A 25,296-nucleotide genomic window follows, 5' to 3' on the forward strand; every position below is an offset into this window, starting at 1 on the left:
ACTCAATTAAAGATGGTTGTCGTAACCGGCTTTCACAAGAAAATCGAACGCATCTGCGACATGTGCCGGGATATGTTGCGGAATCTGATAACCCTTGGCCGGATAATCTATCACCCGCTTCACGTCGCCGACCATTTCATTGATGAAGTTTTCCATCGGATAGGCTGGGATAGGTTGCTCATCAAACGGTGTTGGCGGGGCTGTCACCATTGCCTCTACATCAGGCCATTGCGCTCGAACCGTCGCAAATGCCCGGCGCTGCGTCTGAGGCTTGGTAACGATGATAATGCGCTTCACTGCATTTCCCGCCATGTTGTGTGCATAGCGAATGTTCTCGCCGATATTGGTGGCCTCTGGTTCGATCAATATGGCTTGTGCAGAAACACCAAGTTCCATGGCACGTTCGGCAAAGGCTTCCGCCTCCGATGTCTTGTAAAGCCCGCCCGTCCAGTTCCCGGATTTGCCGGTAAACAGAATTTGACTAGCGAGGCCTTGGTTCAGCAGATCAACACAATGGTCGGCCACACGCAGATCATAACTGCCGAGCCCGACGATCAGGTCTGCTCGTGAAAGCTTGTCATAGACAAGATGGAAATTCCAAAGTATGCGGCTTGCTGCAAGTACGGCAGGGGAAACAGCGGCAGACATCAGGTGAAGTCGATTGCCTGCAGCGAGCTACCATTGCGCTTCAGCCAAGCCTTGCAACGTTCAGTATCCGGGCACAGCTCGCCGCACAATTTCCAGAATTTGGGGCCGTGGTTCATTTCCTTCAGATGCGCCACTTCATGCGCAACAAGATAATCGATGATCGGGGGCGGAGCCATCATGATGCGCCAGGAAAATGCCAGCGTGCCATCTGAGGTGCATGAACCCCAGCGGCTCTTGGTATCCTTGATGCGAATGACTTTGGCACGCCGCCCGACCGTCGCCGTATGCCGGGCTACGAGAATTTCAAGGTCGCGTCTGGCTTCGCGCTTGAGAAAATCGCCAACACGCCGTGCAAGATGGGGCCGGTCGCCATACACGATCAGGCGCGGACCCTCAGCACCATTCTCCTGCCGCACGGTTCCGCGCGCAGCGGGCTCATGGACAATCAGATGCGGCACGCCGCGCACCGGGATTTTCACACCCGGGCGAACCTTCGGCTGATCCGGCATCTTGGCGATACGCGTTTCGATCCAGCCTTCATGCCGTACAAGGAACTTGTCGATTTCACGTGAGGGGACACCGGGAGGCACGGTCATTCGCAGGCCTTTGCCGCCTGCATCAATGCGCAGCGTCAGCCGCGTTGCCCGCGCATTCTCCATGACACGTAACGGCAGGATTCGGCCCGCTACCTCATAGCTCCGCTCGGCCCGCAAAGTGGCCGATTTCTTGACTGGCTTGGGAGGCGAGGCCCGAAAGAGCGATAGGATCATGGTCTCGATAGTAATTGATTCGTAGAACAAAACAAAAGCGGCACCGGAGTTTCACCGGCGCCGCCCTGCGAAGCGAAATCAGGCAATAATTATTCCTGATCGTCTTTCACATCCGGCACTGTGCCCGATGGTTTTTTCGCGACTGCATTACGTTCGGCCATGAAGCGATCAAACTCCTCACGGTCTTTGGCACGGCGTAGCTCGTTTGCATAATCTTCGAATTCCGCACGCATTTCTTCGAGCTTGCGGCGCTCTTCGTTGAGACGCTCAAGTTCTTTATCGCGCCATTCGTCAAAAGCGGCATTACCCGTGCCAAATGGAGCGCGGCCGAAATGTGCCGAACGCTTGTTACGGCGGAATGCACCGCAGAAACTGTCCGTTTTGCGGTTCACGTCGCGCTTGAACCCTTCGAGGCGATCACCCCAGATGATGTAGGCAAGCATGGCAAAACCAAGTGGCCAGAAAAGCATGAAACCGATGATCATCAGAGCGATGGTCGCGGGAGTCCAGCCCGGCCGGATCAAAGCAGCATTGTTCATATTGAGCCCTTCCTTCTTAAGAAGCCCCGACCCTAATTGGTCGATTAAGAACGACATGGGAAAAACATTGCGGCTTTTCAAGAAAACGTGATTCCAATTACTGCAAGGGATTGAAATCAGGACCGTTTCTTTGCGTGCTCCAACCCGGCAACCAGAAGTCCGGCTACCAAAGCCCAGAAGGCGGCACCAATTCCGGCGATCGTAATACCCGATGCTGTGACTGCAAAAGTGACGATTGCAGCAAGGCGTTCTTCCTCGATTTTCAGCGAAAGTGCCAGTGCGTTGACGAAGGCGCCTATCAGTGCGAGGCCCGCAACAAGCGCGATCAAGGGAGCGGGAAGTACGGCAAAGAGAGCCACAAGAGATGCCCCGAAAATAGCAAATACGAGGTAGCTGAGCGCATAGAACGGTCCGGTCAGCCAGCGTTTCGCCGGATCGGGATGCGCGTCCGGGCCCGTGCAGATCGCAGCTGAAATTGCCGCCATATTGCTGGTAATCGCACCGAATGGCGCACTGAAAAGCGATACAAGTCCCGTCACCTGCAACGCCGAGGCTGTAGGTGGCTCATACCCCGCTGCGCGCAGCACTGCAAAGCCCGGCAGGTTTTGCGATGCCATCGTGACGAGATAAAGTGGCAAGGCGAGACCGATCATCGCGTGCATGTCGAAAACCGGCATGATCAGGTTGAGCGTCGATAGTTCAATTGCGGGCACGCTGGCTACACGGCCAGTGGCGAAAGCAAAGATCACGCCGCCGAACAGAACGGCAAGGACTGCCATAGCCGGATTGAAAAGACGGATGACGAAGAACAGCAGCACAAGCGGCAAAACGAAGAGGGGATCAATGGGAACTGTTCGTGCTGCGCCAATCAAAAAAGCAAAGAGCACTCCCGCAAGCATACCAGAGGCAATCGACGCAGGTATTTTGGATACGAAGGTCGATATGGGTTTGATCAGGCCGGTGAGGATAATTGCAATGGCTGTGACGATAAACGCACCAACAGCCTGTGGCATCGTAAAACCGATGGAACTGCCGATGAGCGCGAGACCCGGCGTTGACCAGGCGCTGATGATGGGCATCTTGTAGCGCCAGCTGAGATAGCCGGTGGCGGCAACCATGGCGAGACAGCTCGCGGTAACCCAGCTTGCGGTTTGAGCCTGAGTTGCACCAAGAGCATTCGCCGCCGCGATAATAAGCGCGAGCGTCCCGCCAAATCCAACGATGGCAGCAACGACAGCAGAGGCAATCACGGAAAAGCGCATGGCGAGCCTGATTATTGGACGGAGGGAATGGGCTTTATACTATCTGCCATTGAAGACACGGTTCGGCCCAAAAGTTCAAGGTCCTGCGGGCGCGATAGTCTGTGATCGCCATCGCGAACCAGCGTAATGGTCACATCATCGACGGGAAGATGGTCCACGAGTTTCATCGCATGTTTGTACGGAACATCCTCATCCTGCATGCCTTGAAGGATGTGCACCGGACAATCAGTCTGGATAACACCTTTGAGAACCTGATTGGATTTTCCATCTTCAAGCAAAGCCTTGGTGTAGATGTAGGGCTGGTCAGAATATTCCGACGGTTCTTCCATGTAGCCTTGATCGGCGATCTGCTTGCGCTGTTTGTTGGTCAAGTTCGGTTCCACCAGCTCGGAGGTGAAGTCGGGAGCCGGTGCAATCAGCACAAGACCGGCAACGCGGCCACCTTCGCCAAGCCGCTGCAATTCCGCCAGCAAGCGCAGGGCAATCCAGCCGCCCATGGATGAGCCGACAATAATCTGCGGTCCCGTTGAAAACTGCCGAAACACGCCGAGACTTTGTTCGAGCCAGAGCGATATGGTCCCATCGCGAAACTCGCCCCCCGACTCGCCATGTCCGGAATAGTCATGGCGCAGGAAGGCATGTCCGGTTGCGGTTGCCCATTCATCCAGAAAATTTGCCTTGCTGCCCAGCATGTCGGAACGGTAACCGCCGAGCCAAACCACGCCGGGGGCGGTTCCGGCACGTCGTCGCAAGGCAATATTGATTCCGTTAAGCTCAAGATATTCCGGTGTAGAGAGTGTCATGGGTCGCGACTCGCTTTCTATCTTCATCTTTTTGCATGCGAAAACGCGTCAAGAAAGTCCTCTCCATTGCATAAAACTGAAATAATCCTATGTTTAATTTGAGCGATTTACCCCAAAAATAGTCATATTGACGCCCGCCGGTACAGCTTAAGCATTGCGGCCAAGGCCCGGTGGTGCTATTTGCGGGTCCGAAATAATTCAAGGAGACTACTGCCATTCGTCGACCCTTTAGAGCCCAGGTGGTCCAGAAAGATGGACCACGTTCCAACCGTGATATCCGGGTACCCCAGGTGCAGCTCATTGATGCCGAAGGTGAAAACCACGGCATCGTAACGATTCAGGCAGCGTTGGCCATGGCCGACGAGGCGGGTCTCGACCTTGTCGAGATCGTACCTAATGCCGAACCGCCGGTCTGCAAGATCGTTGATCTGGGCAAGCTGAAGTACCAGGGCCAGAAGAAGGCTGCGGAAGCTCGCAAGAAGCAGAAGACGGTCGAAATCAAAGAAATCAAGATGCGCCCCAATATCGACACGCATGATTATGACGTGAAGATGCGTGCAATTAAGCGGTTCTTTGAAGAAGGCGACAAGGTCAAGGTAACGCTGCGGTTCCGCGGCCGTGAAATGGCCCACCAGGAACTTGGCATGCGCCTCCTCGACAAGGTCAAGGAAGACACGGTTGAGATTTCCAAAGTGGAAGCCGAGCCCAAGCTGGAAGGCCGTCAGATGATGATGGTTCTGGCGCCGCGCTAAAACCGGTTCATTGCCTTTGAAAAGCCGCCTTCGGGCGGCTTTTTCCGTTTCGGGGCATGCGAAGCTCCGGCTCTAACGGATGCACCGGCTCAATGACATTGAAATCTCCCAAAGACATGGCGCGTTTTCAGCGCCGCAGGCGTCTGGTCATCGCGGGTATCATTGCGCTGATTCTGATTGTCCTGATGACCATCCGTTCGGCATGGACCAATGACTGGTACCATGAATATATCGAGGATGTCGGTATCGGTATCATCGTCCTGTCGATCCTCGGGCGCATGTGGTGCACGCTCTACATTGGCGGGCGGAAAAGCGCAGAGATCGTGCGCCTTGGGCCCTATTCGATAAGCCGCAATCCGCTTTACGTGTTTTCAGCCTTTGGCGCTGCCGGTATCGGCATGATGACAGGTAGCCTGATCATTGGGCTGGTGCTGGCCATTATCTGCTGTCTGGCATTTCACTTCGTTATCCGCGCCGAAGAAGGATATCTGGAGAACATATTCGGTGAGACCTATCTGTCTTACAAACGTGATGTGCCGCGCTTCTTTCCAAAATTCTCGATTTACAGGGAAACCGAACTGTTGAGTGTTCGCCCGTCTGTGCTCTATAAGACGCTGGCAGACGGACTGGTGTTCTTTGTTTCCTATCCATTGCTGGAATTTGTCGAATATCTGCAGTCGATTGATATCTTGCCGGTTCTTTTGCGGCTTTATTGATAGTTTTGCTGGCTTATTCGATTCAACAGTTGCGCTTTTTCAAGCTTCTGGTAAGAAGCACCCGTTCAAACCGCCCGGCAGGGCATGCCGTGGCGGTTTTGTATGCTTTCAGGCTTTGGTCGGCCTGAAGTCAAAAACAGAGGTTCGAAGCTCGCAAGAGTGAATGGCCTCACAAAATCAGGAGTAGCAAAATGCCCAAGATGAAGACCAAATCTGCTGCCAAGAAACGGTTCAAGATTACCGGAACTGGCAAAATCAAAGCCGCCGCCGCTGGCAAACGCCATGGCATGATCAAACGTTCGAACAAATTCATTCGTGACGCTCGCGGAACCATGGTTCTCGCCGATGCCGATGCGAAAATCGTGAAGAAGTTCCTGCCTAACGGTCTCTGATCCGGGCAACGTTATCCATCCTCAAGTAAGGAGATCATATCATGGCACGTGTAAAACGGGGCGTTACGTCCCACGCCAAGCATAAAAAAGTTCTGAAGCAGGCCGAGGGTTTCCGCGGTCGCCGCAAGAATACAATCAAGACCGCCAAGGCTGCTGTCGACCGTTCGAAGCAATATGCCTATCGCGATCGCAAGAACAAGAAGCGCACATTCCGCGCGCTCTGGACACAGCGCATCAATGCTGCTGTGCGTGAGCATGGTTTGACATACAGCCGCTTCATCGATGGTCTGACCAAGTCGGGAATCGAAGTTGACCGCAAGGTTCTGTCGGATCTCGCGATCCACGAGCCAGAAGCATTCGGTGCAATCGTGGCTTCTGCCAAGAAGGCGCTCGAATATCTCAAAGACACTACACCGAACGCTTTTGAAGGCGCTGTCCGCTAAGCCAGCCGCCGCTCCCAAAGCATTCGAAAATTTAAGTTTGGGAAACCCGCGCTGGCTCGGCTGGCGCGGGTTTTTCGATTTTCTAACGGTGCTCTGTCTTTCTCGGGGAAGATACGCCACCTACTATCGTCACTGTAGAACAACAGGTCAAAAGCCATGGACGAGCTTACACAACTGGAAAGCACTCTTGCTGCGCAGATCAACGCTGCCAATGATGAAGCGGCTATAGAAGCCGTTCGCGTTGCGGCGCTGGGCAAAAAGGGTTCGATCTCCGAAAAGCTGAAATCGCTTGGCTCGATGTCGCCGGAAGAGCGTCAAAGCCAGGGACCGGCAATCAACGGTTTGAAAAACCGCATTACCGAAGCGCTGACTGCACGCAAGACAACGCTAAAAGATGCGGCGATCACCGAGCGCCTCGCCAAGGAAAAAGTGGATGTGACCTTGCCGTTGCGCGCTTCGCCAGCAGAGCGTGGCCGTATCCATCCTATCAGTCAGGTCATTGACGAGATCACTGCGATCTTCGCCGATATGGGTTTCGCCATTGCCGAAGGTCCGGATATCGAGACCGACCACTACAATTTCACAGCGTTGAATTTTCCGGAAGGTCATCCGGCGCGCGAGATGCATGACACGTTCTTCTTCAACCCTGACGAGAAGAACGATCGTCGTGTGCTGCGTACCCATACGAGTCCTGTACAGATCCGTACCATGGAAGCGCAGAAGCCACCGATCCGTATCGTCATTCCCGGCAAGACATACCGCATGGATTCCGATGCCACACACTCGCCGATGTTTCATCAGGTCGAGGGTCTGGTTATCGACAAGACTGCCAATGTCGCAAATATGAAATGGGTGCTTGAAGAGTTCTGCAAAACCTTCTTCGAAGTGCCATCCCTGAAGATGCGTTTCCGTCCATCCTACTTCCCATTCACCGAGCCATCGCTGGAAGTCGATATCCAGTGCGACCGCTCCGGCAAGGAAGTGAGGTTCGGCGAAGGCAATGATTGGATGGAGATTCTAGGCTGCGGCATGGTGCATCCGAATGTGCTGCGCCATGGCGGACTCGATCCGGATGAGTATCAGGGCTTTGCATGGGGCATGGGCATTGATCGTATTGCCATGCTCAAATATGGCATGCCCGATCTTCGCGCCTTTTTCGATGCCGATGTTCGCTGGCTGTCGCATTACGGCTTCCGCCCGCTCGATATGCCAACCTTGTTCGGGGGCTTGAGCGCTTAAAAGGCGATTGGGCTCTTCCTAAGGGGATCAAGGCTTCGGTTGGAATCCTCTCATAATAAATTCAGAAAACGAGTGAAATCATGAAATTCACACTCTCCTGGCTGAAAGATCATCTTGAGACAAAGGCGTCGCTTGATGAAATCGTCGAAACCCTGACCACGATTGGTCTTGAGGTCGAGTCCCTCGACGACAAGGCAGCGCTGAAGCCGTTTGTCATTGCCAAAGTTTTGACCGCTTCAAGGCATCCGGATGCAGACAAGTTGCAAGTGCTCACCGTCGATACCGGGGATGGCAAGCCGCTTCAGGTTGTGTGCGGCGCGCCCAACGCGCGCGCAGGGCTGATCGGCGCTTTTGCTGCTCCGGGCGCTTATGTGCCGGGGATTGATATTACGCTTTCGGTCGGCAAAATCCGGGGTGTGGAAAGCCACGGCATGATGTGCTCCGAGCGTGAGCTGGAGATGTCGGACGAGCATAATGGCATTATCGACTTGCCCGAAGATGCACCCGTCGGCACGAGCTTTGCCGCCTATGCTGGCCTTGATGATCCTGTCATCGAAATCAACCTGACACCGAACCGCCCTGATTGCACGAGTGTCTATGGCATTGCGCGTGATCTGGCGGCAGCCGGTCTCGGCACGCTCAAAACGCCTGCAATCGAGCCTGTAAAGGGCATCGGTGCACCACAGGTCGATGTAGCGCTCGAATTGAAGGGTGAGGATTATCTTTGCCCCGGCTTCGCGTGGCGTACGGTCAAGGGCGTCAAGAATGGTGCGAGCCCGAAATGGTTGCAGCAGCGGCTGATCGCCATTGGCCTGCGCCCGATCAATGCGCTGGTTGACATCACCAATTACGTGACATTCGATCGTGGCCGTCCGCTGCATGTGTTCGATGCGGATAAGGTCAAGGGTGGACTTGTTGTTCGTCGTGCGCACGACGGCGAGACGATCCTCGGTCTCAACGGCAAAGACTACACTCTGAGCCCGGAGAACGTCGTCATCGCTGATGAGAATGGCGTTGAATCCATCGCCGGTGTCATGGGCGGTGAGCATTCCGGCTGCGATGAAAATACGGTCAATGTCGTCATTGAGTCGGCGCTTTGGGATGCGATGAACGTTGCCCGCACGGGCCGCACCCTGGGCCTCATAACCGATGCCCGCTATCGCTTCGAACGCGGTGTTGATCCTGAACAGATGATCCCGGGTGTGGAGCTTGCTGCACAGCTGGTTATTGAATTCTGCGGCGGCACGCCATCAGAAACCACGGTCGTGGGTTACAAGGGCCATACGCCTAAAACGGTCAAGTTTCCGGCATCCGAAGTCAAAAGGCTGACCGGCATCGATGTTTCCGCCGAAACCAGTCTCGATATCCTGTCGCGCCTTGGTTTCAAACCGCTAGGCAAGGGTGAACTGGTTGACGTGACCGTGCCGTCCTGGCGGCCTGACGTTGATGGCAAGGCCGATCTGGTTGAAGAAGTCATGCGCATTCACGGCGTCGATATGATTGAGCCGCAGCCCCTGATTAGGCTCGACGCGATCAACAGCAAAATCCTGACAACGCTGCAGATTCGCACGCGCAATGCCAAGCGTGCACTGGCATCGCGCGGCATGATGGAAGCGGTTACCTGGTCGTTCATTTCGGAAAGCGCGGCCAAAGCCTTTGGTGGCGGAAAGCCGGAACTCAAACTGAGTAATCCGATTGCTGCGGATATGTCGGACATGCGCCCGTCCTTGTTGCCGGGCTTGCTTTCAGCGGCGCAGCGCAATGCGGATCGCGGGTTCAATGATCTTGCACTGTTCGAAGTTTCGGGTACCTATGAGGGCAATACGCCGGAAGATCAGCGCCGCGTTGCCGCGGGTGTCCGTCGTGGCACTGCACATTTCGAAGGTGTTGGGCGTCATTGGTCCGGAAATGCTGCACCGGTCGGCGTATTTGACGCCAAGGCCGATGCGATTGCGGTTCTGGAAGCCTGCGGTGCGCCCGTGGACAAGTTGCAGATCGAGGCAGGCGGTCCGGCATGGTATCATCCCGGCCGTTCGGGCACGATCAAGCTCGGACCGAAGGTTATTCTTGGCACCTTTGGTGAGTTTCATCCGAAAACTCTCGAAACACTTGATGTCGGCGGTAGCCTTTGCGGCTTCGAAATCTTCGTTGACGCCATCCCGGAGCCAAAGCAGAAAGCCACCCGTACCAAGCCCGCACTCAATCTTTCTGATTTGCAGCTTGTGCGCCGTGACTTCGCATTCGTTGTCGACAAATCGGTCGAAGCGGGCAGCATCGTTCGCGCCGCACTAAGCAGCGACAAGAAGTTGATTGTCGGGGTGCAGGTCTTTGATCTGTTCGAGGGCGCTTCGCTGGGCGAGGATAAGAAGTCCGTTGCTATCGAAGTAGCGATCCAGCCACAGGAACGCACTTTGAACGATGAGGATCTGGATGCTTTGACCAAGCGCGTTGTCGAAAGCGTGAGCAAGCAGACCGGCGGCGTATTGCGCGGGTAAACTGGTGCCTGTTTGAGCCTCATTGAGGTTGTGTTTACACTTTTACCTCTCCGTCATCCTCGGGCTTGACCCGAGGATGACGGTCGGAGAGGCACGAGGCAAAGAGAGCGAGCCAATCCCTACCTCTGAATAACCTTCCAGTTCTTGTAGAATATCGAGTTGCTGCCTTTCAGGATCAGGCCCATGAACGAGACGATGGCGGCGAAGAATCCCGGTATGTATGAAGGCCGCAATATATCGACAAACAGGCAATAGCGCGTCTGGTCGGTCTGGTTGACGGACTGATGCATCAGGGTGTCATCAAAAATAAACAGCTTGTCATCTTTCCAGTAACTGGTGGTATCGCCGCACCAGATATAGGCCGTGCGGTCATTCATATCGTTGATGTTGTAAAGCACACGAATCGTCGCGCGGATCGGGCCAAAATGCTTTGATGTCGAGTTCTTCTTGTTGAACACCGAAACACCGATCGTCTTTACATAATCATAGTTCTCGTAAAAGGACGGAACATTGGCAAAGCTTGATTGGTCCTTGCCGTACCATTTGAAGAAGAACATGCTGCGGCCCTGTTGCTCGGCTCGCTGCTGCAATTGCCCGACGATGTTTTCTTTTTGCGCGGCGGTGATCAGGCGCTTCACTTCAGCCTGATAGGCTGGCGGCAGGTCTTCCAGCTTGTAAACGCCCTTGTTCTTGTAGGGCAAAGACAGGATATCGAGCAGGATATTCAAGGGCGAAAGCAACCAGGTAAACAGTCCATTGCCAAAGAAATACTGTTCTACGACCTGAAGTTTCAGGTTCTTGTTGCGGGCCAGATCATAGATGCCGCAGGCCAGATAGAAGAATTCGAGATAGGGGATAAAGAAGGCAAGAACGGCGAAGAGGATTACTCCGACAGTCCAGCGCCGAAAGGATTTTTTGGTGGATTTTTCCATGATATTCCAGCTTTTAAAGGCCCGACCATCGATGAATGTACAGGGTTGGTTGGCTAATGTTGGGACAAATAGGACAATGAAATTACGTGTATGTTACGCCGCTGACGCTAAGTTCCGATGGACCGGCGCCAGCGAATAGGACTGCGGCCAGTTTCTGGCAAGACTAAGGCAGATAAATTGCTGGCGGGCACTTAACGAGGCCCGGCTTTATGGCCCGGGCAGCAGTTTGGCCCGGCGCGTTGCCAGTTATGAAAATGATGCCGAAATAGCCGCACTGCTACGAAGTGATCAAGGCGAGTAGTGCGGATGATGCAACCCGCACCATCGCGGATAATACAGCCGGTTGATTGTTCAGCCTGTTGTCAGTTTGCCAATGCAGGTTCGCTCCGGGAATCAGGAGCGATTTGATGCAGTTTTTTCTATCAGTACTTGCCATCACTACCGTGCTCGGAAGCATGCTCGGTGCAGTCCAGACAGGTGCAAAGATCTGGCAGGGCGGGATTGTTTCCACGTTCGGCCTTTCCGCCATAGGCCTGTTTTATATAACCATGTCTGTGATCTATCCCAGACTTGCCACGAACCCGATCCTTGCAGTTATCGTCTTTCTTCTTGCTGTGGAGTTTGCGGCAGGTCGCGTGGTTTTGAACAGGGAGCAAGCGGCAGGAGTAGCTGGAGGCGCGCTTATGCTCACAGCCGTGTCCGGAGTATTTCTGACTGCCACCTAATCGGCCATATCGCGGATTTTACCGGAAGACTTGATTATGACAGAAAATTCGGGGGAATATTGCTGTACGGCCCTAAAGTGAGGACTTCAGCTATATGCGTATCCGCGAACTACAGGAAATTCATTATGATGAACGGACAGCAACAATAAAGTTTTCCGGCCTGAATCCATTCAAGAAGCACAGGAGCGTCAGGGTTGTCATCGACGATCCCGAGATGTTTCTAAACGCGATAAAGAAGGCGCTGGTTGACCCGGATGGCAAGAGTGTACCGCTTGATCCGGTAGAGGTTAAAAAGTGAACCTGTTGGCCGTATTCTAAAACAAAGCTGAGGGCGCTGAGTAATCAGCACCCTCAACTTTGAAGTGAACTTAGCCGTTGACGAGGGCCAGTGCAGCTTCCGTATAGCGGCTTCCTGCAACCTGATCCGGCGTCAAAGCGTCGCCGATGCGGGCAAGTTCCGCTTCTGTCAGCCTGATACCTGCCGCAGCGGCATTTTCCTCGAGATGCTTGATCTTGCGTGCACCGGGAATTGGCACAATGAAGTCACCCTGATGCAACACCCAGGCAAGTGCAAGCTGTGCAGGCGTAACACCCTTGTCGGTGGCCAGCCCCTTCAAGGTGGCAATCAGCACAGCATTCGCATCCATGTTTTCCGCCTGAAAGCGCGGCAGGGTCTTTCGCCAGTCGTCCGCGCCAAGTTCATCGGGTTTGCTGATTGTGCCGGTCAAAAGGCCACGTCCAAGCGGGCTGTAGGGTACAAAGCCAATTCCGAGTTCGCGGCAGACCGCAAAGACTTCATCTTCCGGTTCGCGGCTCCACAATGAATATTCACTTTGCACTGCGGCAATCGGATGCACCTTGTGAGCGCGGCGGATGGTGGCGGCACTGGCTTCAGATAGTCCGAGCGCCTTCACCTTGCCTTGCTTGACCAATTCGGCCATGGCCCCGACTGTTTCTTCGATCGGCACGGTGGGATCGACGCGATGCTGGTAGAACAGGTCGATCTGTTCGATGCCCAAGCGGCCAAGCGACGATTCAGCTACAGCCTTCAAATGCTCCGGGCGGCTGTCGACTCCGATCATGCGTGATGCGCCTTCGCCTTCGTCGGAAATCTTGAAGCCAAATTTGGTGGCGATGATCACCTCGTCACGGCGACCTTTGAATGCTTTACCCAGAAGGATTTCATTGTCGAAGGGGCCATAGACTTCAGCCGTGTCGAAGAACGTGACACCGATATCGATTGCCCGGTGAAGTGTGCGGATTGCATCTGCTTCGTCCTGTCCGCCATAGGCAAATGTCATGCCCATGCAGCCGAGGCCAACGGCCGATACATCGAGGTTCGTTCCGAGTTTGCGCTTTTCCATCACTCATCTCCTTTTTGACAATTCCTGATGGAAACCGACTTTCCCGGAATTGCTTTGGTGTGATGGAGCAAACATAAATCGTGAATCGCTGTTCGATAATTTGCTTAAATTTTCACAGGCTGTTCTGTATAATAGATCAATGGATCGCTCACATCTTCCCCAATTAGCCATTTTTGCCACTGTTGCTACGTATGGGGGTTTTCGTAATGCCGCCAAGGAACTTGGCATTGCGCCGTCGGCGGTAAGTCATGCCGTATCGTCTCTGGAGCGATCATTAGGCGTGCGGCTGCTTACGCGTACCACACGCAGCGTTGCTGTCACGGATGAGGGCGCAATGCTGCTGAAGCGCTTGCGCCCTGCACTTGGCGAAATTGATCTGGCGCTAGATGCGGTGAAGGAAGCCAATAACCGTATCGCAGGAAATCTGCGGCTCAGTGTACCGCCCTTTGCTGCGCATTGGTTACTTGCACCCAAATTGGCAGCCTTCAGCCAGACCTATCCCGGAATTACGCTGGAACTGCGCGTGGAGGAGCAGTTCAACGATATCGTTGCCGCCGGTATGGATGCGGGTATGCGGCTTGGCGAAAGTTTGGAATCGGACATGATCGCGGTTCGCATGAGCGATTCCATTTCCGCAAGTGTTGTCGCCACGCCCGACTATTTCAAAAGATACCCGGTGCCGTTGCATCCGCGTGATTTGCTTGATCACCGCTGTATTCGCCGTCGCTTTGCCAGTGGTCAGGTCTATCGCTGGGAGTTCGAGAAAGGCGCAGAAGAGATTGTGCTTGATGTTGACGGGCCTCTTATTCTTGGCGATGACGGGCTGGTGGTCGAGGCCGTGCTTGGCGGTGCGGGGATAGCTTTTCTTTTGGAGCATATGGCACCCGAATCGATTGCGGATGGCAAGCTGCGCCGCGTGCTGGAGGATTGGTGCGCGCCATTCCCGGGCGTTTACCTCTACTATCCGAGCCGAAGGCAAATGCGTCCGGCACTACGCGCTTTCATCGATTTCTTCAAATATACGGGTTGAACGGCCTTTCCTTCCACGAGCGAAGTGCAATAGGGTGCGTCCGCTCATTATGAAGAGGAAGTCGTCATGTTTCGCTGGGGTATTCTGTCCACCGCCAAAATTGGTATTACCGCGGTTATTCCCGCAATCTGCGATGCGGAGAATTCGGTGCTTTCGGGGATTGCCAGCCGGGATATTGCAAAGGCCCGTGCTGTGGCTGATCGTTTTGGTGCTCCCCACGCATTCGGCTCCTACGAGAAAATGCTCGCCTCCAAGGAGATTGATGGCGTCTACATCCCGTTGCCAACTTCGCAGCATGTGGAATGGTCATTAAAAGCTGCCGAAGCAGGCAAGCATGTCCTTTGCGAAAAGCCGATTTCGCTTCATGCCAGCGAGATTGCCGCCTTGCAAAAGGCACGTGACACGCATGGTGTCTTGATTTCGGAAGCCTTCATGGTCACCTATCATCCGCAATGGTTGAAAGTGCGTGAGCTGGTGCAAAGCGGAGCCATTGGAACCCTGCGTCAGGTGCAGGCGGCCTTCACTTATTTCAACAAAGACGCGGGCAATATGCGCAATCAGCTATCGCTGGGCGGCGGTGCCTTACCGGACATCGGTGTCTATCCGACTGTGGCAACACGTTTTGTCACCGGAAAGGAACCGCTTCGCGTGGCCGCGACAGTCGAACGCGATCCGGATTTTGGCACAGACCGCTATGCCAATATCCGGGCTGACTTTGATGGGTTTGAACTGAACTTCTATGTGGCAACCCAGCTTGCCGCCCGGCAGTCCATCGTTTTTCACGGTGACAAGGGCTATATCGAAGTGCTGGCGCCGTTCAACACCGGCAAATATGACCACGCGAAAGTCTCTTTGCACAATGCCGCCCATGATGGTGCACAGGAGTTCAACTTCGGCGCAGTGAACCACTATAGGCTGCAGGTCGAGGCATTTGCACGCGAGGCCCAAGGCGAGAAGGCTGGTGTGTTTTCGCTGGAAGATTCGGTACTGAATCAGAAGCTCATCGACGCTGTTTACCGGGCTGACGAGACGGGTCAGTGGGAAACTGTCTGAGATCGCGAATATGCAATCTCGTGAAACCGGCTAAAAACGCCGTTTTATGAGTCTTTTTGGGCGATTAAGGGTGTAAATTGCACTGCTTCTTACTTGCATGGCAATTTAGCCCTTCTTATATAGCCCTCAACACTGTAAGGAACTGCCCGCCCCGGCAGTCCTGATTTTGTTAAACCTAGGGGCTGCCCGTATGGAATGCTCGGCAGAGGTCCCGGCAGCCTGCTGAATGGAGAAGAGTAATGGCTAAAGTTATCGGTATTGATCTGGGTACGACCAATTCCTGCGTTTCCGTCATGGATGGCAAGAGCGCGAAGGTCATCGAAAATGCAGAAGGTGCACGTACTACGCCTTCGATCATCGCTTTTACGGATAGCGATGAGCGCCTTGCTGGCCAGCCGGCCAAGCGTCAGGCTGTAACAAATCCGGAAGGAACTGTTTTTGCGGTCAAGCGCCTTATCGGTCGCCGCTATGAAGACCCGACCGTTGCCAAGGACAAGAAGCTTGTTCCTTATGAAATCGTCAAGGGCGACAATGGCGATGCCTGGGTTGAAGTTCACAAGAAGAAGTATTCGCCTTCGCAAATCTCTGCAATGATTCTGCAGAAGATGAAGGAAACAGCCGAAGCCTATTTGGGCGAGAAGGTTGAAAAGGCCGTCATCACTGTTCCGGCTTACTTTAACGACGCTCAGCGTCAGGCTACCAAGGATGCAGGCAAGATTGCCGGTCTTGAAGTCCTGCGCATCATCAACGAGCCGACTGCTGCTGCTTTGGCTTATGGCCTCGACAAGAAGGAAGGCAAGACCATTGCCGTTTACGATCTTGGCGGTGGTACATTCGACGTTTCCGTTCTTGAAATCGGCGATGGCGTCTTTGAAGTTAAGTCCACCAATGGCGATACATTCCTTGGCGGTGAAGACTTCGATATGCGTCTGGTCGAATATTTCGCAGCTGAGTTCAAGAAGGAACAGGGCATCGACCTGAAGAACGACAAGCTTGCTCTGCAGCGCCTCAAGGAAGCTGCCGAAAAGGCCAAGATCGAGCTTTCCTCGTCGCAGCAGACTGAAATCAACCTGCCATTCATCACGGCAGATGCTTCCGGTCCAAAGCACTTGACCATGAAGCTGTCGCGCTCGAAGTTCGAAAGCCTCGTTGACGATCTGGTCCAGCGTACGGTTGAGCCATGCAAAGCCGCGCTCAAGGATGCAGGCCTCAAGGCTGGCGAAATCGATGAAGTGGTTCTCGTCGGCGGTATGACCCGCATGCCGAAGATTCAGGAAATCGTCAAAGCCTTCTTTGGCAAGGAGCCACACAAGGGTGTGAACCCGGACGAAGTGGTTGCTATGGGTGCTGCCATTCAGGCTGGCGTTCTGCAGGGCGATGTTAAAGACGTTCTTCTGCTCGACGTAACTCCATTGTCACTCGGCATTGAAACACTTGGCGGCGTATTCACACGTCTGATCGAACGTAACACCACGATCCCGACCAAGAAGTCGCAGACTTTCTCCACGGCTGAGGACAATCAGTCCGCTGTGACGATCCGCGTTTTCCAGGGCGAGCGTGAAATGGCTGCCGACAACAAGTCGCTTGGCCAGTTCGATCTCGTTGGCATTCCGCCGGCACCACGTGGCATTCCGCAGATCGAAGTCGGTTTCGACATTGATGCGAACGGTATCGTCAACGTGTCTGCCAAGGACAAAGGCACCGGCAAGGAACATCAGATCCGTATTCAGGCATCGGGCGGTCTTTCCGACGCTGATATCGAGAAGATGGTTAAGGATGCCGAAGCCAATGCCGAGAGCGACAAGAAGCGCCGTGAGGCCGTCGAGTCCAAGAACCAGGCTGAAGCTTTGATCCACTCGACTGAAAAGTCGCTGAAGGATTATGGCGACAAGGTTTCGGCTGAAGACAAGGGCTCCATCGAGACTGCTCTTGCCGAGTTGAAGACTGCTGTTGAAGGCGATGACGCGGAAGACATCAAGGCCAAGACACAGACGCTTGCCGAAGTTTCGATGAAACTTGGACAGGCCATGTACGAAGCCTCACAGGCTGCCGAAGCTGGCGAAGGCGCTGAAGCCGACGCAACAGCCAAGGCTGATGACGATGTTGTCGATGCCGATTTCGAAGAAATCGACGAAGACGGCAAGAAGAAGTCTGCCTGATCCCAACGCTCTGCGTTTAATGAAAAGCCCGGCCATTGTGCCGGGCTTTTTTGTTTAGTCGGCCTGCACGTCAATCTTAGACTTAAGGATAATTGACACCTTTCAACTCGCTGTAATAGTGGCACTACATAAATATTTTCAGGATCAAAAACAAATTTTGCGAATGCAAAATATATTTTTCAGAACTTAACTGTTTTTTTAAGGCGCCACGATGAAGTTTGCCTCTCTCGCCATGTTGTCTATGTCGTTGTTACTGGCGGGATGCGCGTCCCCGCAAACAACCGTTCTCAAACCTTATACCTTGTCTAATGGAGCTGTTTATCAGGACGTCATTTCCGTTGCCACGAATGGAAAAGGTACCGCTCCTACGATTACACATCTCAAAACTTTCGATATCGGAAAAAAGGGTGATGCAAAACTTGTCGCACAGGCCGCATCATCCGAACGCAGCATGACGCAGACAGTCTCCGAAGCTGCCGTAACAGGCCTTGCCCGCAGCTTGCCAATCTCGATTGCCGTACGAAACCAGAGAAATGCAAGCTCACCGCAAGTGAATGTTTCTAATACCAATTCCGCAAATAGTCAGGGCAGTACCAACAACAACTCAGCTAATAATGAGGGGAACACTAATAACAGTTCTGCCAACAATGATGGCATCACAAACACCAATGTCCAAAACCCTATTCCAATTACGGTATCGCCCCTGGAGCCGTAATAATTGTGGATCCAGTTCGGCGCTCCGGGAACATATCCGTTTCGGCTAAACGGTATTCTGCAACCCGAAAAATCTATCCTGTCTTTGTTTGGTTAAGATTCGAGGCCTCTCCCGTCCGGGTTTCAACAAGGGAACGCATCCGTATTCCGTGAGATGCTTGCCACACAAACGCAATAATCCGCAAATAAGCGCCATTTCATTGGAATCAATGTAAGTTAACTATGGCATTTGCGGGCGTGAACACCTAAATACCGCTCTTAAACGAGCTTCTGAGGAAGTTCCTGAGTTTCCATGGAACGAGTGTTTGGATGAAGGCTGACTATTACGAAACCCTCGGCGTAGGCAAAAGCGCTGATGAGAAAGAGCTGAAGAGCGCTTTCCGTAAACTGGCAATGCAATTTCACCCTGACAAGAATCCGGGCGATGCCAATGCCGAGCACAAATTCAAGGAAATCGGCGAAGCTTACGAGACGTTGAAAGATCCTCAAAAGCGGGCGGCCTATGACCGCTTCGGACATGCTGCCTTCGAGAATGGCGGCATGGGAGGCGGCGGCTTTGGCGGCGGCGGAGCCGGTGGTTTCGCAGATATATTCGAAGACATTTTCGGTGAGATGATGGGTGGCGGCCGCCAGCGCCGTTCCGGTGGACGTGAGCGCGGTGCAGACCTGCGCTACAATATGGAAATCACACTGGAAGAGGCCTACGCGGGCAAGACGGCGCAAATCCATGTGCCCACATCGATTACCTGTGACGAATGTTCAGGCAGTGGTGCCAAGCCCGGCACGCAGCCTGTTACCTGTGGAACCTGTAGCGGTTCCGGACGCGTGCGTGCAGCGCAAGGCTTTTTCTCCATTGAACGCACCTGCCCGACCTGTCATGGCCGTGGCCAGATCATCAAGGACCCTTGCCCGAAATGCAGTGGTCAAGGGCGTATCACTGAAGAGCGTTCGCTCTCGGTCAATATTCCGGCTGGCATTGAAGACGGCACACGTATTCGCCTGACGGGCGAAGGTGAGGCGGGTCTGCGCGGTGGTCCCTCGGGCGATCTCTACATTTTCCTCTCATTGAAGCCGCATGAATTCTTCCAGCGCGATGGTGCCGATCTTTATTGCAAGGTACCTATTTCAATGACGACCGCCGCACTCGGTGGTCAGTTCGAGGTGGCGACGCTGGATGGCACGCAGACGCGGGTAAAAATTCCCGACGGCACGCAGAATGCCAAGCAGTTCCGTCTCAAGGGCAAAGGCATGCCGGTTTTGCGCCAGCCAGCCATGGGTGATCTCTACATCCAGATTGCGATAGAAACTCCTCAGAACCTCAACAAGAAGCAGCGCGAATTGCTTGAGGAGTTCGAACGTGTTTCGTCACAGGACAACAGCCCGCAGTCGACAGGCTTCTTCTCCCGGATGAAAGATTTTTTTGAAGGTCTGAGCGAATAATTTCTTGAGGCATTCGCAAGCTGCGGCCTTGCTTCTGCCATCTGTTGCGTCATAAACTTGTCTAGCTGCGACGGAGGAATGGCATGTCACGACCACTGGGTAAGAAGTTTGCCGAAAAGTTCGGCGAGGAAATTCGCTTCTTCAAGGGTTGGATGCACGGACCGAAGGCAGTGGGGTCAATTCTGCCGACCAGTTCCATTACTGCCCGCCGAATGGCAAGTGTCGTTAATCCACATTCCGGCCTTCCGGTACTTGAGCTTGGGCCGGGCACGGGTGTCATCACCAAAGCCATCCTGAAACGCGGTGTCGAGCCGTCCAATCTTTACAGTGTGGAGTACTCGGCGGATTTTGCCGAGCATCTGCGTGAGGATTTTCCCGGCGTAAACATTATTGAGGGCGATGCTTTCGATCTGGATACGACACTTGGCAACAAGCGGGATCAAAAATTTGACTCTGTTATATCGGCAGTCCCGCTGCTGAATTTTCCCGTCAATGATCGGGTAAAGATCATCGAAGATCTTTTGCGCCGTATCCCCCACGGCCGCCCGGTGGTCCAGATCACCTATGGCCCGATGTCGCCGGTTCCTGCTGGCCGCGGTAACTATAAAGTCGAACATCTGGACTTCATTATCCGCAATGTGCCCCCCGCTCGTCTGTGGGTTTATCGCCGCGTGGATTAGAGTAAAACTTGCCCTAGCTTTCATCTTTCATATTGGCCGTTTCTGTGCGATTGGAATACGATCAACAGAAAAGGTGATTTGTCATGACGGATGCGGCTTTGCGCGAGCGCCTGATCGTCGGCCTTGACGTGCCAACGGTTGAGACAGCCAATGAGGTTGTCAGTGAACTTGGCGATACGGTGGCTTTCTATAAAATCGGCTATCAGCTGGTCTTTGCCGGAGGATTGGATTTTGCTTCTGATCTGGTCCGGTCGGGCAAGAAAGTCTTCCTGGACATGAAGTTGCTCGATATCGACAACACCGTCGCCAAAGGCGTCGAAAACATTGTCAAAATGGGTGTGTCCATGCTCACCCTCCATGCCTACCCGAAGGCCATGAGGGCGGCAGTTGAAGCCGCCCATGGATCAAACCTTTGCCTTCTCGGCGTAACGGTACTGACTTCGATGGACGGTCAGGACCTGATTGAAGCCGGTTACGCGGGTAGCCCCGAAGCTCTCGTGCTCAAGCGGGCAAAGCAAGCCGCCGATGCGGGCATGGGTGGAATTGTCTGCTCCGCGGCGGAAGCATCCGGCGTGAGGAAAATCGTCGGCCCGAAATTGAGTATCGTGACGCCGGGCATCAGGCCAACAGGGTCTGATGCCGGAGATCAGAAGCGGGTGATGACACCTGCGGATGCACTCCGCGCTGGCGCAACACATCTGGTGGTTGCGCGACCAATTATTGCCGCTCAGGATCGCCGGAAGGCAGCTGAGTCGATCCTGAATGAAATGGCTGGCGGGTTTGCGCCAGCTTAATTGCGGATTTGTGGAGGTTAAAAAGATCAATGGCCAAGGGATATTGGATAGCTCGCGTCGACGTTCGGGATGCGGAGCGCTATAAGGATTACGTATCGACAGCCAAGCCGGCTTTTGAAAAATATGGTGCTAATTTTCTGGCGCGGGGTGGTCCATTTCACACATTGGAAGGTCAGGCCCGTGGTCGCAATGTCGTGATTGAATTCCCCTCGGTTCAGGCTGCGCTCGATTGTTATAATTCGCCTGAATATCAGGCGGCTAAGGCAATCCGGCAAAGCGTGGCCGATGCTGAAATGCTGGTTGTCGAAGGCGCTTGATCATTTACCCAAACGATTTCAACGGCTTGCATGGCTCGCGAGTCCTGAACATTTTTATCCGATCTTATCCGTTTGTTGCATTGCAATATTGCCAAAACCGGATAGGGTCACTGACCAATCAAGAACTTTTTCACCTGTGAGTGCGATGTTCTTTGGGTTGCAGTTGTGTTGATTGATCGGACGGTGGAATGTTTTACCAGCTTTATGAACTCAACCATGCCGCGCTCCAGCCATATCGGGCTCTAGCCGACGCTACGAAGTTGTTCTATGACAACCCGTTGAATCCATTATCCCAAACAGTTTTCGGGCGTTCAATTACTGCTGGTTGCGAACTGTTCGAACGTACGACGCGCGCCTATGCGAAACCAAAATTCAACCTGCCGACGACAGTAGTGGATGGTGTTGAAACGGACATTCGCGAAAAGATCGTCTGGTCAAAGCCGTTCTGCAATCTGATTCACTTTAAGCGTTCATTGTCGGCGAAACGCGCTCCCGATCCCAAGATTCTCATCGTGGCTCCAATGTCCGGTCATTATGCGACATTGCTGCGTGGCACCGTCGAGGCCTTGCTTCCGGATGCCGAGGTTTACATAACCGACTGGGTTGATGCCCGTAGCGTCCCGTTGAGCGATGGCTCTTTTGATCTTGATGACTACATCGACTATGTCATTGAAATACTTCATGCATTGGGTGAGGACACCCATGTGGTCGCTGTCTGTCAGCCATCGGTTCCGGTGCTTGCGGCCGTCGCGATCATGGAGACGAATGGCGATCGTTTTGCTCCATCCAGCATGACTCTCATGGGTGGACCAATCGACACCCGCAAAAATCCGACTGCAGTGAACAAGCTCGCTGAAGAAAAGGGCATAGACTGGTTCCGCGAAAACGTGATCATGTCAGTTCCTTGGCCGCATGCCGGGTTTATGCGCGATGTATATCCGGGCTTTTTGCAGCTTTCAGGGTTTATGAGCATGAATCTCGACCGGCACATTACTGCGCACAAGGAGTTCTTTGTGCATCTGGTCAAGGAGGATGGCGATTCTGCTGACAAGCATCGCGAGTTCTACGATGAATATCTTGCTGTGATGGATTTGACAGCGGAATTCTATTTGCAGACTGTTGATACAGTCTTCGTTCGACAGGCACTGCCGAAGGGCGAGATGACCCATCGCGGCCTGCCGGTTGACCCGTCCTCTATCCGCAATGTGGCTCTGCTGACCGTCGAAGGCGAAAACGACGATATTTCCGGCGTTGGCCAAACAAAGGCTGCACAGACCCTTTGCGTCAATATTCCTGATGATATGCGCATGCATTATCTTCAGCCAAAGGTTGGCCATTATGGCGTTTTCAACGGATCGAGATTCCGTGCTGAAATTGCACCGAGGATCGTCAAATTCGTCAATGATCATGCACAGGCCAAGCGCGAATCAAACGTAACTCCGATCATCAGACGTGCCTGATATCAGCTAATAGAGCTTGGTATTTTCCGGCCTTTGCAAAAGGCCCCCCTTGGCAAAGGCTTTTGCCGTTCCGAACAGATCATCTCACGTTGTATGACCACGCCCGTGGGTTAAGCCCCGGTATTTCCGCCAGCGATCAAACGCTTTTCTGAAGCGTGCCAGCGCGACATTCTCTATTACCATAGTCTGATCTTGCTACTGCCTTGACGCCCTGCAACAGGGTACTGTGCTGTTTGCAGTTGTTCGAACCGCTCGTAAAATGGCCAAGCAGTTTGCTCAACTTCGAAATACCGAAAGGTTTCGTGGGAAGTTTTCATAAAGTTTCCTGCAGGAAGTGCTTGTTACGTAGCTGGCGGAGTGGAAGATTAACTCTCGACGTAAGTCTTCTGGCAAACTAGAAGAAGCGCAGCTTTGAAAGTTCGAGACCGTTATACATTGAGGTACGAATGGAATTTGAGTTCTTTGATGCTGGTTTGATTCAGGCAGATCGCATTCTTCGCATATCTACCGTTCTTGGCCTCGATGTATTTCTGGCCGAGAAGATGAATATTCGCGAAGAAATCAACGGCCTCTTTGAAATCCAAGTCGATGTTAAATCCAAGCAAACCGATATCAAGCCGGAAGAACTTGTCGGCACGCTTGCGGATGTTTCACTTGAGATAGCCTATGGTGCGCGAAGGCCATGGAATGGACTGATCACCGGCTTCAGGGAAGGGCCTGCGGTTTCCCGGGGGTTGCGATCTTACCGGCTTGTGATTCGTCCACAAATGTGGCTGCTCTCGCAGCGTTCAGACTGCCGTATTTTCATGGATATGACAACGTTGCAGATTGCTGAAACGCTTTTGTCCGAACATGGGATCAAGGCTGCGGTTACCGCAGGCGTCATCGCTCCACCGGCTCCAATTCACTATTCGGTTCAATGGAACGAGACGGACCTCGACTATCTCATCCGTCGTCTCGAACATGACGGCTTATTCTACTGGTTTGAGCACGAGGATGGTCAGCATACGCTCCACCTGGCCAGCCACCCCTTTGGTTATACGGAAGGTCCTGAAACCGATGTGCGTTATGCGGCGGGATCGACGGACAGAAACCATATAAGTGAATTCACAAGAGACTATCAGTTCACACCGGGAAAACGGGCCGGTGGAGACTGGAACTTTGAAATGCCCAAGGGACCGCAAGGGGCGATGACGCCCTCGCTCGTATCTTTGCCAAAGAATGCGGAATATGAGCTGTTCCATTACCCGGCAAAAGCTATGGATCAATCCGCCAATGAGCGGGCTTCAAAACTGCGGATGCAGGCGGTGGAGACCGACCATGAGAAAGTCGAAGGACATTCAACGGTTAGAACTCTGGCGGCTGGCCGAAAATTCAAGCCCTATGAAGTTGCCCACGCTAATAGCCCGTTTGAAGAATATGTTGTTACAGGCGTTGTGCACCGGATCGTAGATCATTCTTATGAGACGGCGGATGACGGCGCACTTGATTATTCCAACAGCTTTATTGCGGTTCCTTCGCGTCTGCCGGCAACGCCGCACCGCACGACGATACGCCCAAAGATCGACGGTTCTCAGGTTGCTATTGTTGCCGGACCACCCGGCGAGGAAATCCACCCGGACGAATACGGACGGATTAAAGTATGGTTCCCTTGGCAGCGTGATCGCGCCAAGAAGGACGGTTCGGATACCTGTTGGATAAGGGTGATGCAATCATGGGCTGGCGGTGGATTTGGCGCGCAGGTCATTCCGCGCATCGGAATGGAAGTTATGGTCACCTATCTTGAGGGCGACCCGGATCGCCCCGTTATTACCGGAATTGTGCCCAATCCAAGCACAAAGGTTCCCTACAAGTTGCCGGAGAATAAGACGAAGAGCGTCTTCCGCACCAATACGCACAAGTCGAAAGATGTCATGCAGTTCAATGAACTGACCTTCGAAGACAAAGAGGGTCAGGAGGAGGTATATCTGCATGCTCAGAAAGACATGACCGTTAAGGTGGAAAACCACGCAACCGAACGCGTTGATGCGAACAAGGTTATTTCTGTTGGCGGTGCACAACTCACTGAAGTCCAGCGAAGCAATACCACGCATGTCGGACAGAACATGACGATCAATGTCGGTAGTGGACCTGCAGGCGACATGATACGCGGCCCGTTGGCTGCCAATGTATTTGGGGTCAGGGACGCCGCCTATTTTCTTGCCAACAGTATGGTAACTATGACTGGCCAAGGCAACTACACACTCAATGCAATGGGTTCTATCAGTATGAATGCAATTGGAGCTTCCACTCACACGGTTGGTGGTGCACATATGGTTACTGTCGGCCTCACACATACGCTTGCATCAGGCGGTACGATTTTCGAAAGTGCCGGGCTGGATTCAAGTGAGATTGTCGGTGGAACAAAAACGATCGATGCACATGGGGCTGTGCTTCTGAGATGTGGAAAATCGGAGATACACATGACTCCTGAAGGAGTTGTCACGATTCGTGGCACCAAACTCATTGTAGAGGAAAGTGAATCCGTCAAAGTGAATGCCGGGAGAATTGACCTTAACTAGAGACATTG

25 protein-coding genes are annotated in these 25,296 nt (G+C 53.4%); 18 read left to right on the forward strand and 7 right to left on the reverse strand.

From position 1 onward, the window contains the following. Window positions 1-6: 6 nt before the first annotated feature. The 5 genes from ABKW30_RS03170 to ABKW30_RS03190 form a co-directional block, all read right to left on the reverse strand. The gene (locus tag ABKW30_RS03170) at window positions 7-648 is read right to left on the reverse strand and encodes a YdcF family protein (RefSeq protein WP_348596554.1); all 642 of its coding nucleotides are present in this window, start codon (window positions 646-648) and stop codon (window positions 7-9) included. Next, on the reverse strand, window positions 648-1,418 hold the full coding sequence (locus tag ABKW30_RS03175; RefSeq protein ID WP_348596556.1) for a M48 family metallopeptidase: 771 nt from the start codon (window positions 1,416-1,418) through the stop codon (window positions 648-650). The genes ABKW30_RS03170 and ABKW30_RS03175 overlap by 1 nt, the downstream gene beginning before the upstream one ends. 89 nt (window positions 1,419-1,507) lie before the next feature. After that, complete coding sequence (locus ABKW30_RS03180) at window positions 1,508-1,957, reverse strand: DUF2852 domain-containing protein (RefSeq protein ID WP_348596558.1); 450 nt, start codon at window positions 1,955-1,957, stop codon at window positions 1,508-1,510. Between the two features lie 116 nt (window positions 1,958-2,073). Next, on the reverse strand, window positions 2,074-3,219 hold the full coding sequence (locus ABKW30_RS03185) for a benzoate/H(+) symporter BenE family transporter (protein ID WP_348596559.1): 1,146 nt from the start codon (window positions 3,217-3,219) through the stop codon (window positions 2,074-2,076). A gap of 11 nt (window positions 3,220-3,230) precedes the next feature. Then, entirely contained in the window at window positions 3,231-4,022 is a 792-nt protein-coding gene (locus ABKW30_RS03190) for an alpha/beta hydrolase (RefSeq protein ID WP_348596560.1), read from the reverse strand. Window positions 4,023-4,237: 215 nt separating this feature from the next. Here ABKW30_RS03190 and infC point away from each other — a divergent pair, with 215 nt between their 5' ends. The 6 genes from infC (at window position 4,238) to pheT (ending at window position 10,059) form a co-directional block, all read left to right on the forward strand. After that, window positions 4,238-4,774 carry a translation initiation factor IF-3 gene (gene infC, locus ABKW30_RS03195; RefSeq protein ID WP_040855885.1) on the forward strand — a complete coding sequence of 179 codons (537 nt, stop codon included), beginning with the start codon at window positions 4,238-4,240 and terminating at the stop codon, window positions 4,772-4,774. 98 nt (window positions 4,775-4,872) lie between these two features. Then, entirely contained in the window at window positions 4,873-5,490 is a 618-nt protein-coding gene (locus tag ABKW30_RS03200; RefSeq protein ID WP_348597597.1) for an isoprenylcysteine carboxylmethyltransferase family protein, read from the forward strand. A gap of 191 nt (window positions 5,491-5,681) precedes the next feature. After that, the gene (gene rpmI / locus ABKW30_RS03205) at window positions 5,682-5,882 is read left to right on the forward strand and encodes a 50S ribosomal protein L35 (RefSeq protein WP_008127399.1); all 201 of its coding nucleotides are present in this window, start codon (window positions 5,682-5,684) and stop codon (window positions 5,880-5,882) included. A 41-nt stretch (window positions 5,883-5,923) separates the two neighbouring features. Further along, on the forward strand, window positions 5,924-6,325 hold the full coding sequence (rplT, locus tag ABKW30_RS03210) for a 50S ribosomal protein L20 (RefSeq protein ID WP_008127401.1): 402 nt from the start codon (window positions 5,924-5,926) through the stop codon (window positions 6,323-6,325). 156 nt (window positions 6,326-6,481) lie between these two features. Then, on the forward strand, window positions 6,482-7,564 hold the full coding sequence (pheS, locus tag ABKW30_RS03215; protein ID WP_348596561.1) for a phenylalanine--tRNA ligase subunit alpha: 1,083 nt from the start codon (window positions 6,482-6,484) through the stop codon (window positions 7,562-7,564). Window positions 7,565-7,644: 80 nt separating this feature from the next. Then, window positions 7,645-10,059, forward strand: a complete 2,415-nt coding sequence (pheT, locus tag ABKW30_RS03220) for a phenylalanine--tRNA ligase subunit beta (protein WP_348596562.1) — start codon at window positions 7,645-7,647, stop codon at window positions 10,057-10,059. A gap of 119 nt (window positions 10,060-10,178) precedes the next feature. On the opposite strand, the gene ABKW30_RS03225 is transcribed toward pheT, so the two are convergent. Continuing rightward, the gene (locus ABKW30_RS03225) at window positions 10,179-10,991 is read right to left on the reverse strand and encodes an aspartyl/asparaginyl beta-hydroxylase domain-containing protein (protein WP_348596563.1); all 813 of its coding nucleotides are present in this window, start codon (window positions 10,989-10,991) and stop codon (window positions 10,179-10,181) included. Window positions 10,992-11,398: 407 nt separating this feature from the next. On the opposite strand from ABKW30_RS03225, the gene ABKW30_RS03230 reads away from it, so the two are divergent. Further along, a complete protein-coding gene (locus tag ABKW30_RS03230; RefSeq protein WP_348596564.1) occupies window positions 11,399-11,716 on the forward strand; it encodes a hypothetical protein in 318 nt (105 codons plus the stop codon). Between the two features lie 94 nt (window positions 11,717-11,810). Next, window positions 11,811-12,014, forward strand: coding sequence for a hypothetical protein (locus tag ABKW30_RS03235; protein WP_348596565.1), 204 nt, complete (start codon window positions 11,811-11,813; stop codon window positions 12,012-12,014). A gap of 70 nt (window positions 12,015-12,084) precedes the next feature. Here ABKW30_RS03235 and ABKW30_RS03240 read toward each other — a convergent pair whose 3' ends face one another. Continuing rightward, window positions 12,085-13,080 carry an aldo/keto reductase gene (locus ABKW30_RS03240; RefSeq protein WP_348596566.1) on the reverse strand — a complete coding sequence of 332 codons (996 nt, stop codon included), beginning with the start codon at window positions 13,078-13,080 and terminating at the stop codon, window positions 12,085-12,087. Between the two features lie 139 nt (window positions 13,081-13,219). Between ABKW30_RS03240 and ABKW30_RS03245 the strand changes: the two genes are divergently transcribed. The 10 genes from ABKW30_RS03245 (at window position 13,220) to tssI (ending at window position 25,288) form a co-directional block, all read left to right on the forward strand. Next, complete coding sequence (locus tag ABKW30_RS03245) at window positions 13,220-14,110, forward strand: LysR family transcriptional regulator (RefSeq protein WP_348596567.1); 891 nt, start codon at window positions 13,220-13,222, stop codon at window positions 14,108-14,110. 66 nt (window positions 14,111-14,176) lie between these two features. Then, entirely contained in the window at window positions 14,177-15,163 is a 987-nt protein-coding gene (locus ABKW30_RS03250; protein WP_348596568.1) for a Gfo/Idh/MocA family oxidoreductase, read from the forward strand. 239 nt (window positions 15,164-15,402) lie between these two features. After that, window positions 15,403-17,322, forward strand: a complete 1,920-nt coding sequence (gene dnaK / locus ABKW30_RS03255) for a molecular chaperone DnaK (protein WP_008127427.1) — start codon at window positions 15,403-15,405, stop codon at window positions 17,320-17,322. Between the two features lie 211 nt (window positions 17,323-17,533). After that, the gene (locus tag ABKW30_RS03260; RefSeq protein ID WP_348596569.1) at window positions 17,534-18,037 is read left to right on the forward strand and encodes a hypothetical protein; all 504 of its coding nucleotides are present in this window, start codon (window positions 17,534-17,536) and stop codon (window positions 18,035-18,037) included. Between the two features lie 308 nt (window positions 18,038-18,345). Beyond that, the gene (dnaJ, locus tag ABKW30_RS03265; protein WP_348596570.1) at window positions 18,346-19,476 is read left to right on the forward strand and encodes a molecular chaperone DnaJ; all 1,131 of its coding nucleotides are present in this window, start codon (window positions 18,346-18,348) and stop codon (window positions 19,474-19,476) included. A gap of 83 nt (window positions 19,477-19,559) precedes the next feature. Beyond that, window positions 19,560-20,156 (forward strand): phospholipid N-methyltransferase PmtA, encoded by a 597-nt coding sequence (gene pmtA, locus ABKW30_RS03270; RefSeq protein WP_348596571.1) that lies wholly within the window; start codon window positions 19,560-19,562, stop codon window positions 20,154-20,156. Window positions 20,157-20,239: 83 nt separating this feature from the next. Beyond that, a complete protein-coding gene (gene pyrF / locus ABKW30_RS03275; RefSeq protein ID WP_348596572.1) occupies window positions 20,240-20,950 on the forward strand; it encodes an orotidine-5'-phosphate decarboxylase in 711 nt (236 codons plus the stop codon). A gap of 29 nt (window positions 20,951-20,979) precedes the next feature. Continuing rightward, on the forward strand, window positions 20,980-21,267 hold the full coding sequence (locus ABKW30_RS03280) for a DUF1330 domain-containing protein (RefSeq protein WP_348596573.1): 288 nt from the start codon (window positions 20,980-20,982) through the stop codon (window positions 21,265-21,267). A gap of 188 nt (window positions 21,268-21,455) precedes the next feature. Beyond that, a complete protein-coding gene (locus ABKW30_RS03285; protein WP_348596574.1) occupies window positions 21,456-22,727 on the forward strand; it encodes a polyhydroxyalkanoate depolymerase in 1,272 nt (423 codons plus the stop codon). 446 nt (window positions 22,728-23,173) lie between these two features. Then, on the forward strand, window positions 23,174-25,288 hold the full coding sequence (gene tssI, locus ABKW30_RS03290; RefSeq protein ID WP_348596575.1) for a type VI secretion system tip protein TssI/VgrG: 2,115 nt from the start codon (window positions 23,174-23,176) through the stop codon (window positions 25,286-25,288). Window positions 25,289-25,296 lie beyond the last annotated feature (8 nt).

It is taken from the genome of Phyllobacterium sp. SB3 (assembly GCF_040009165.1).
Classification (GTDB): Bacteria; Pseudomonadota; Alphaproteobacteria; order Rhizobiales; family Rhizobiaceae; genus Phyllobacterium.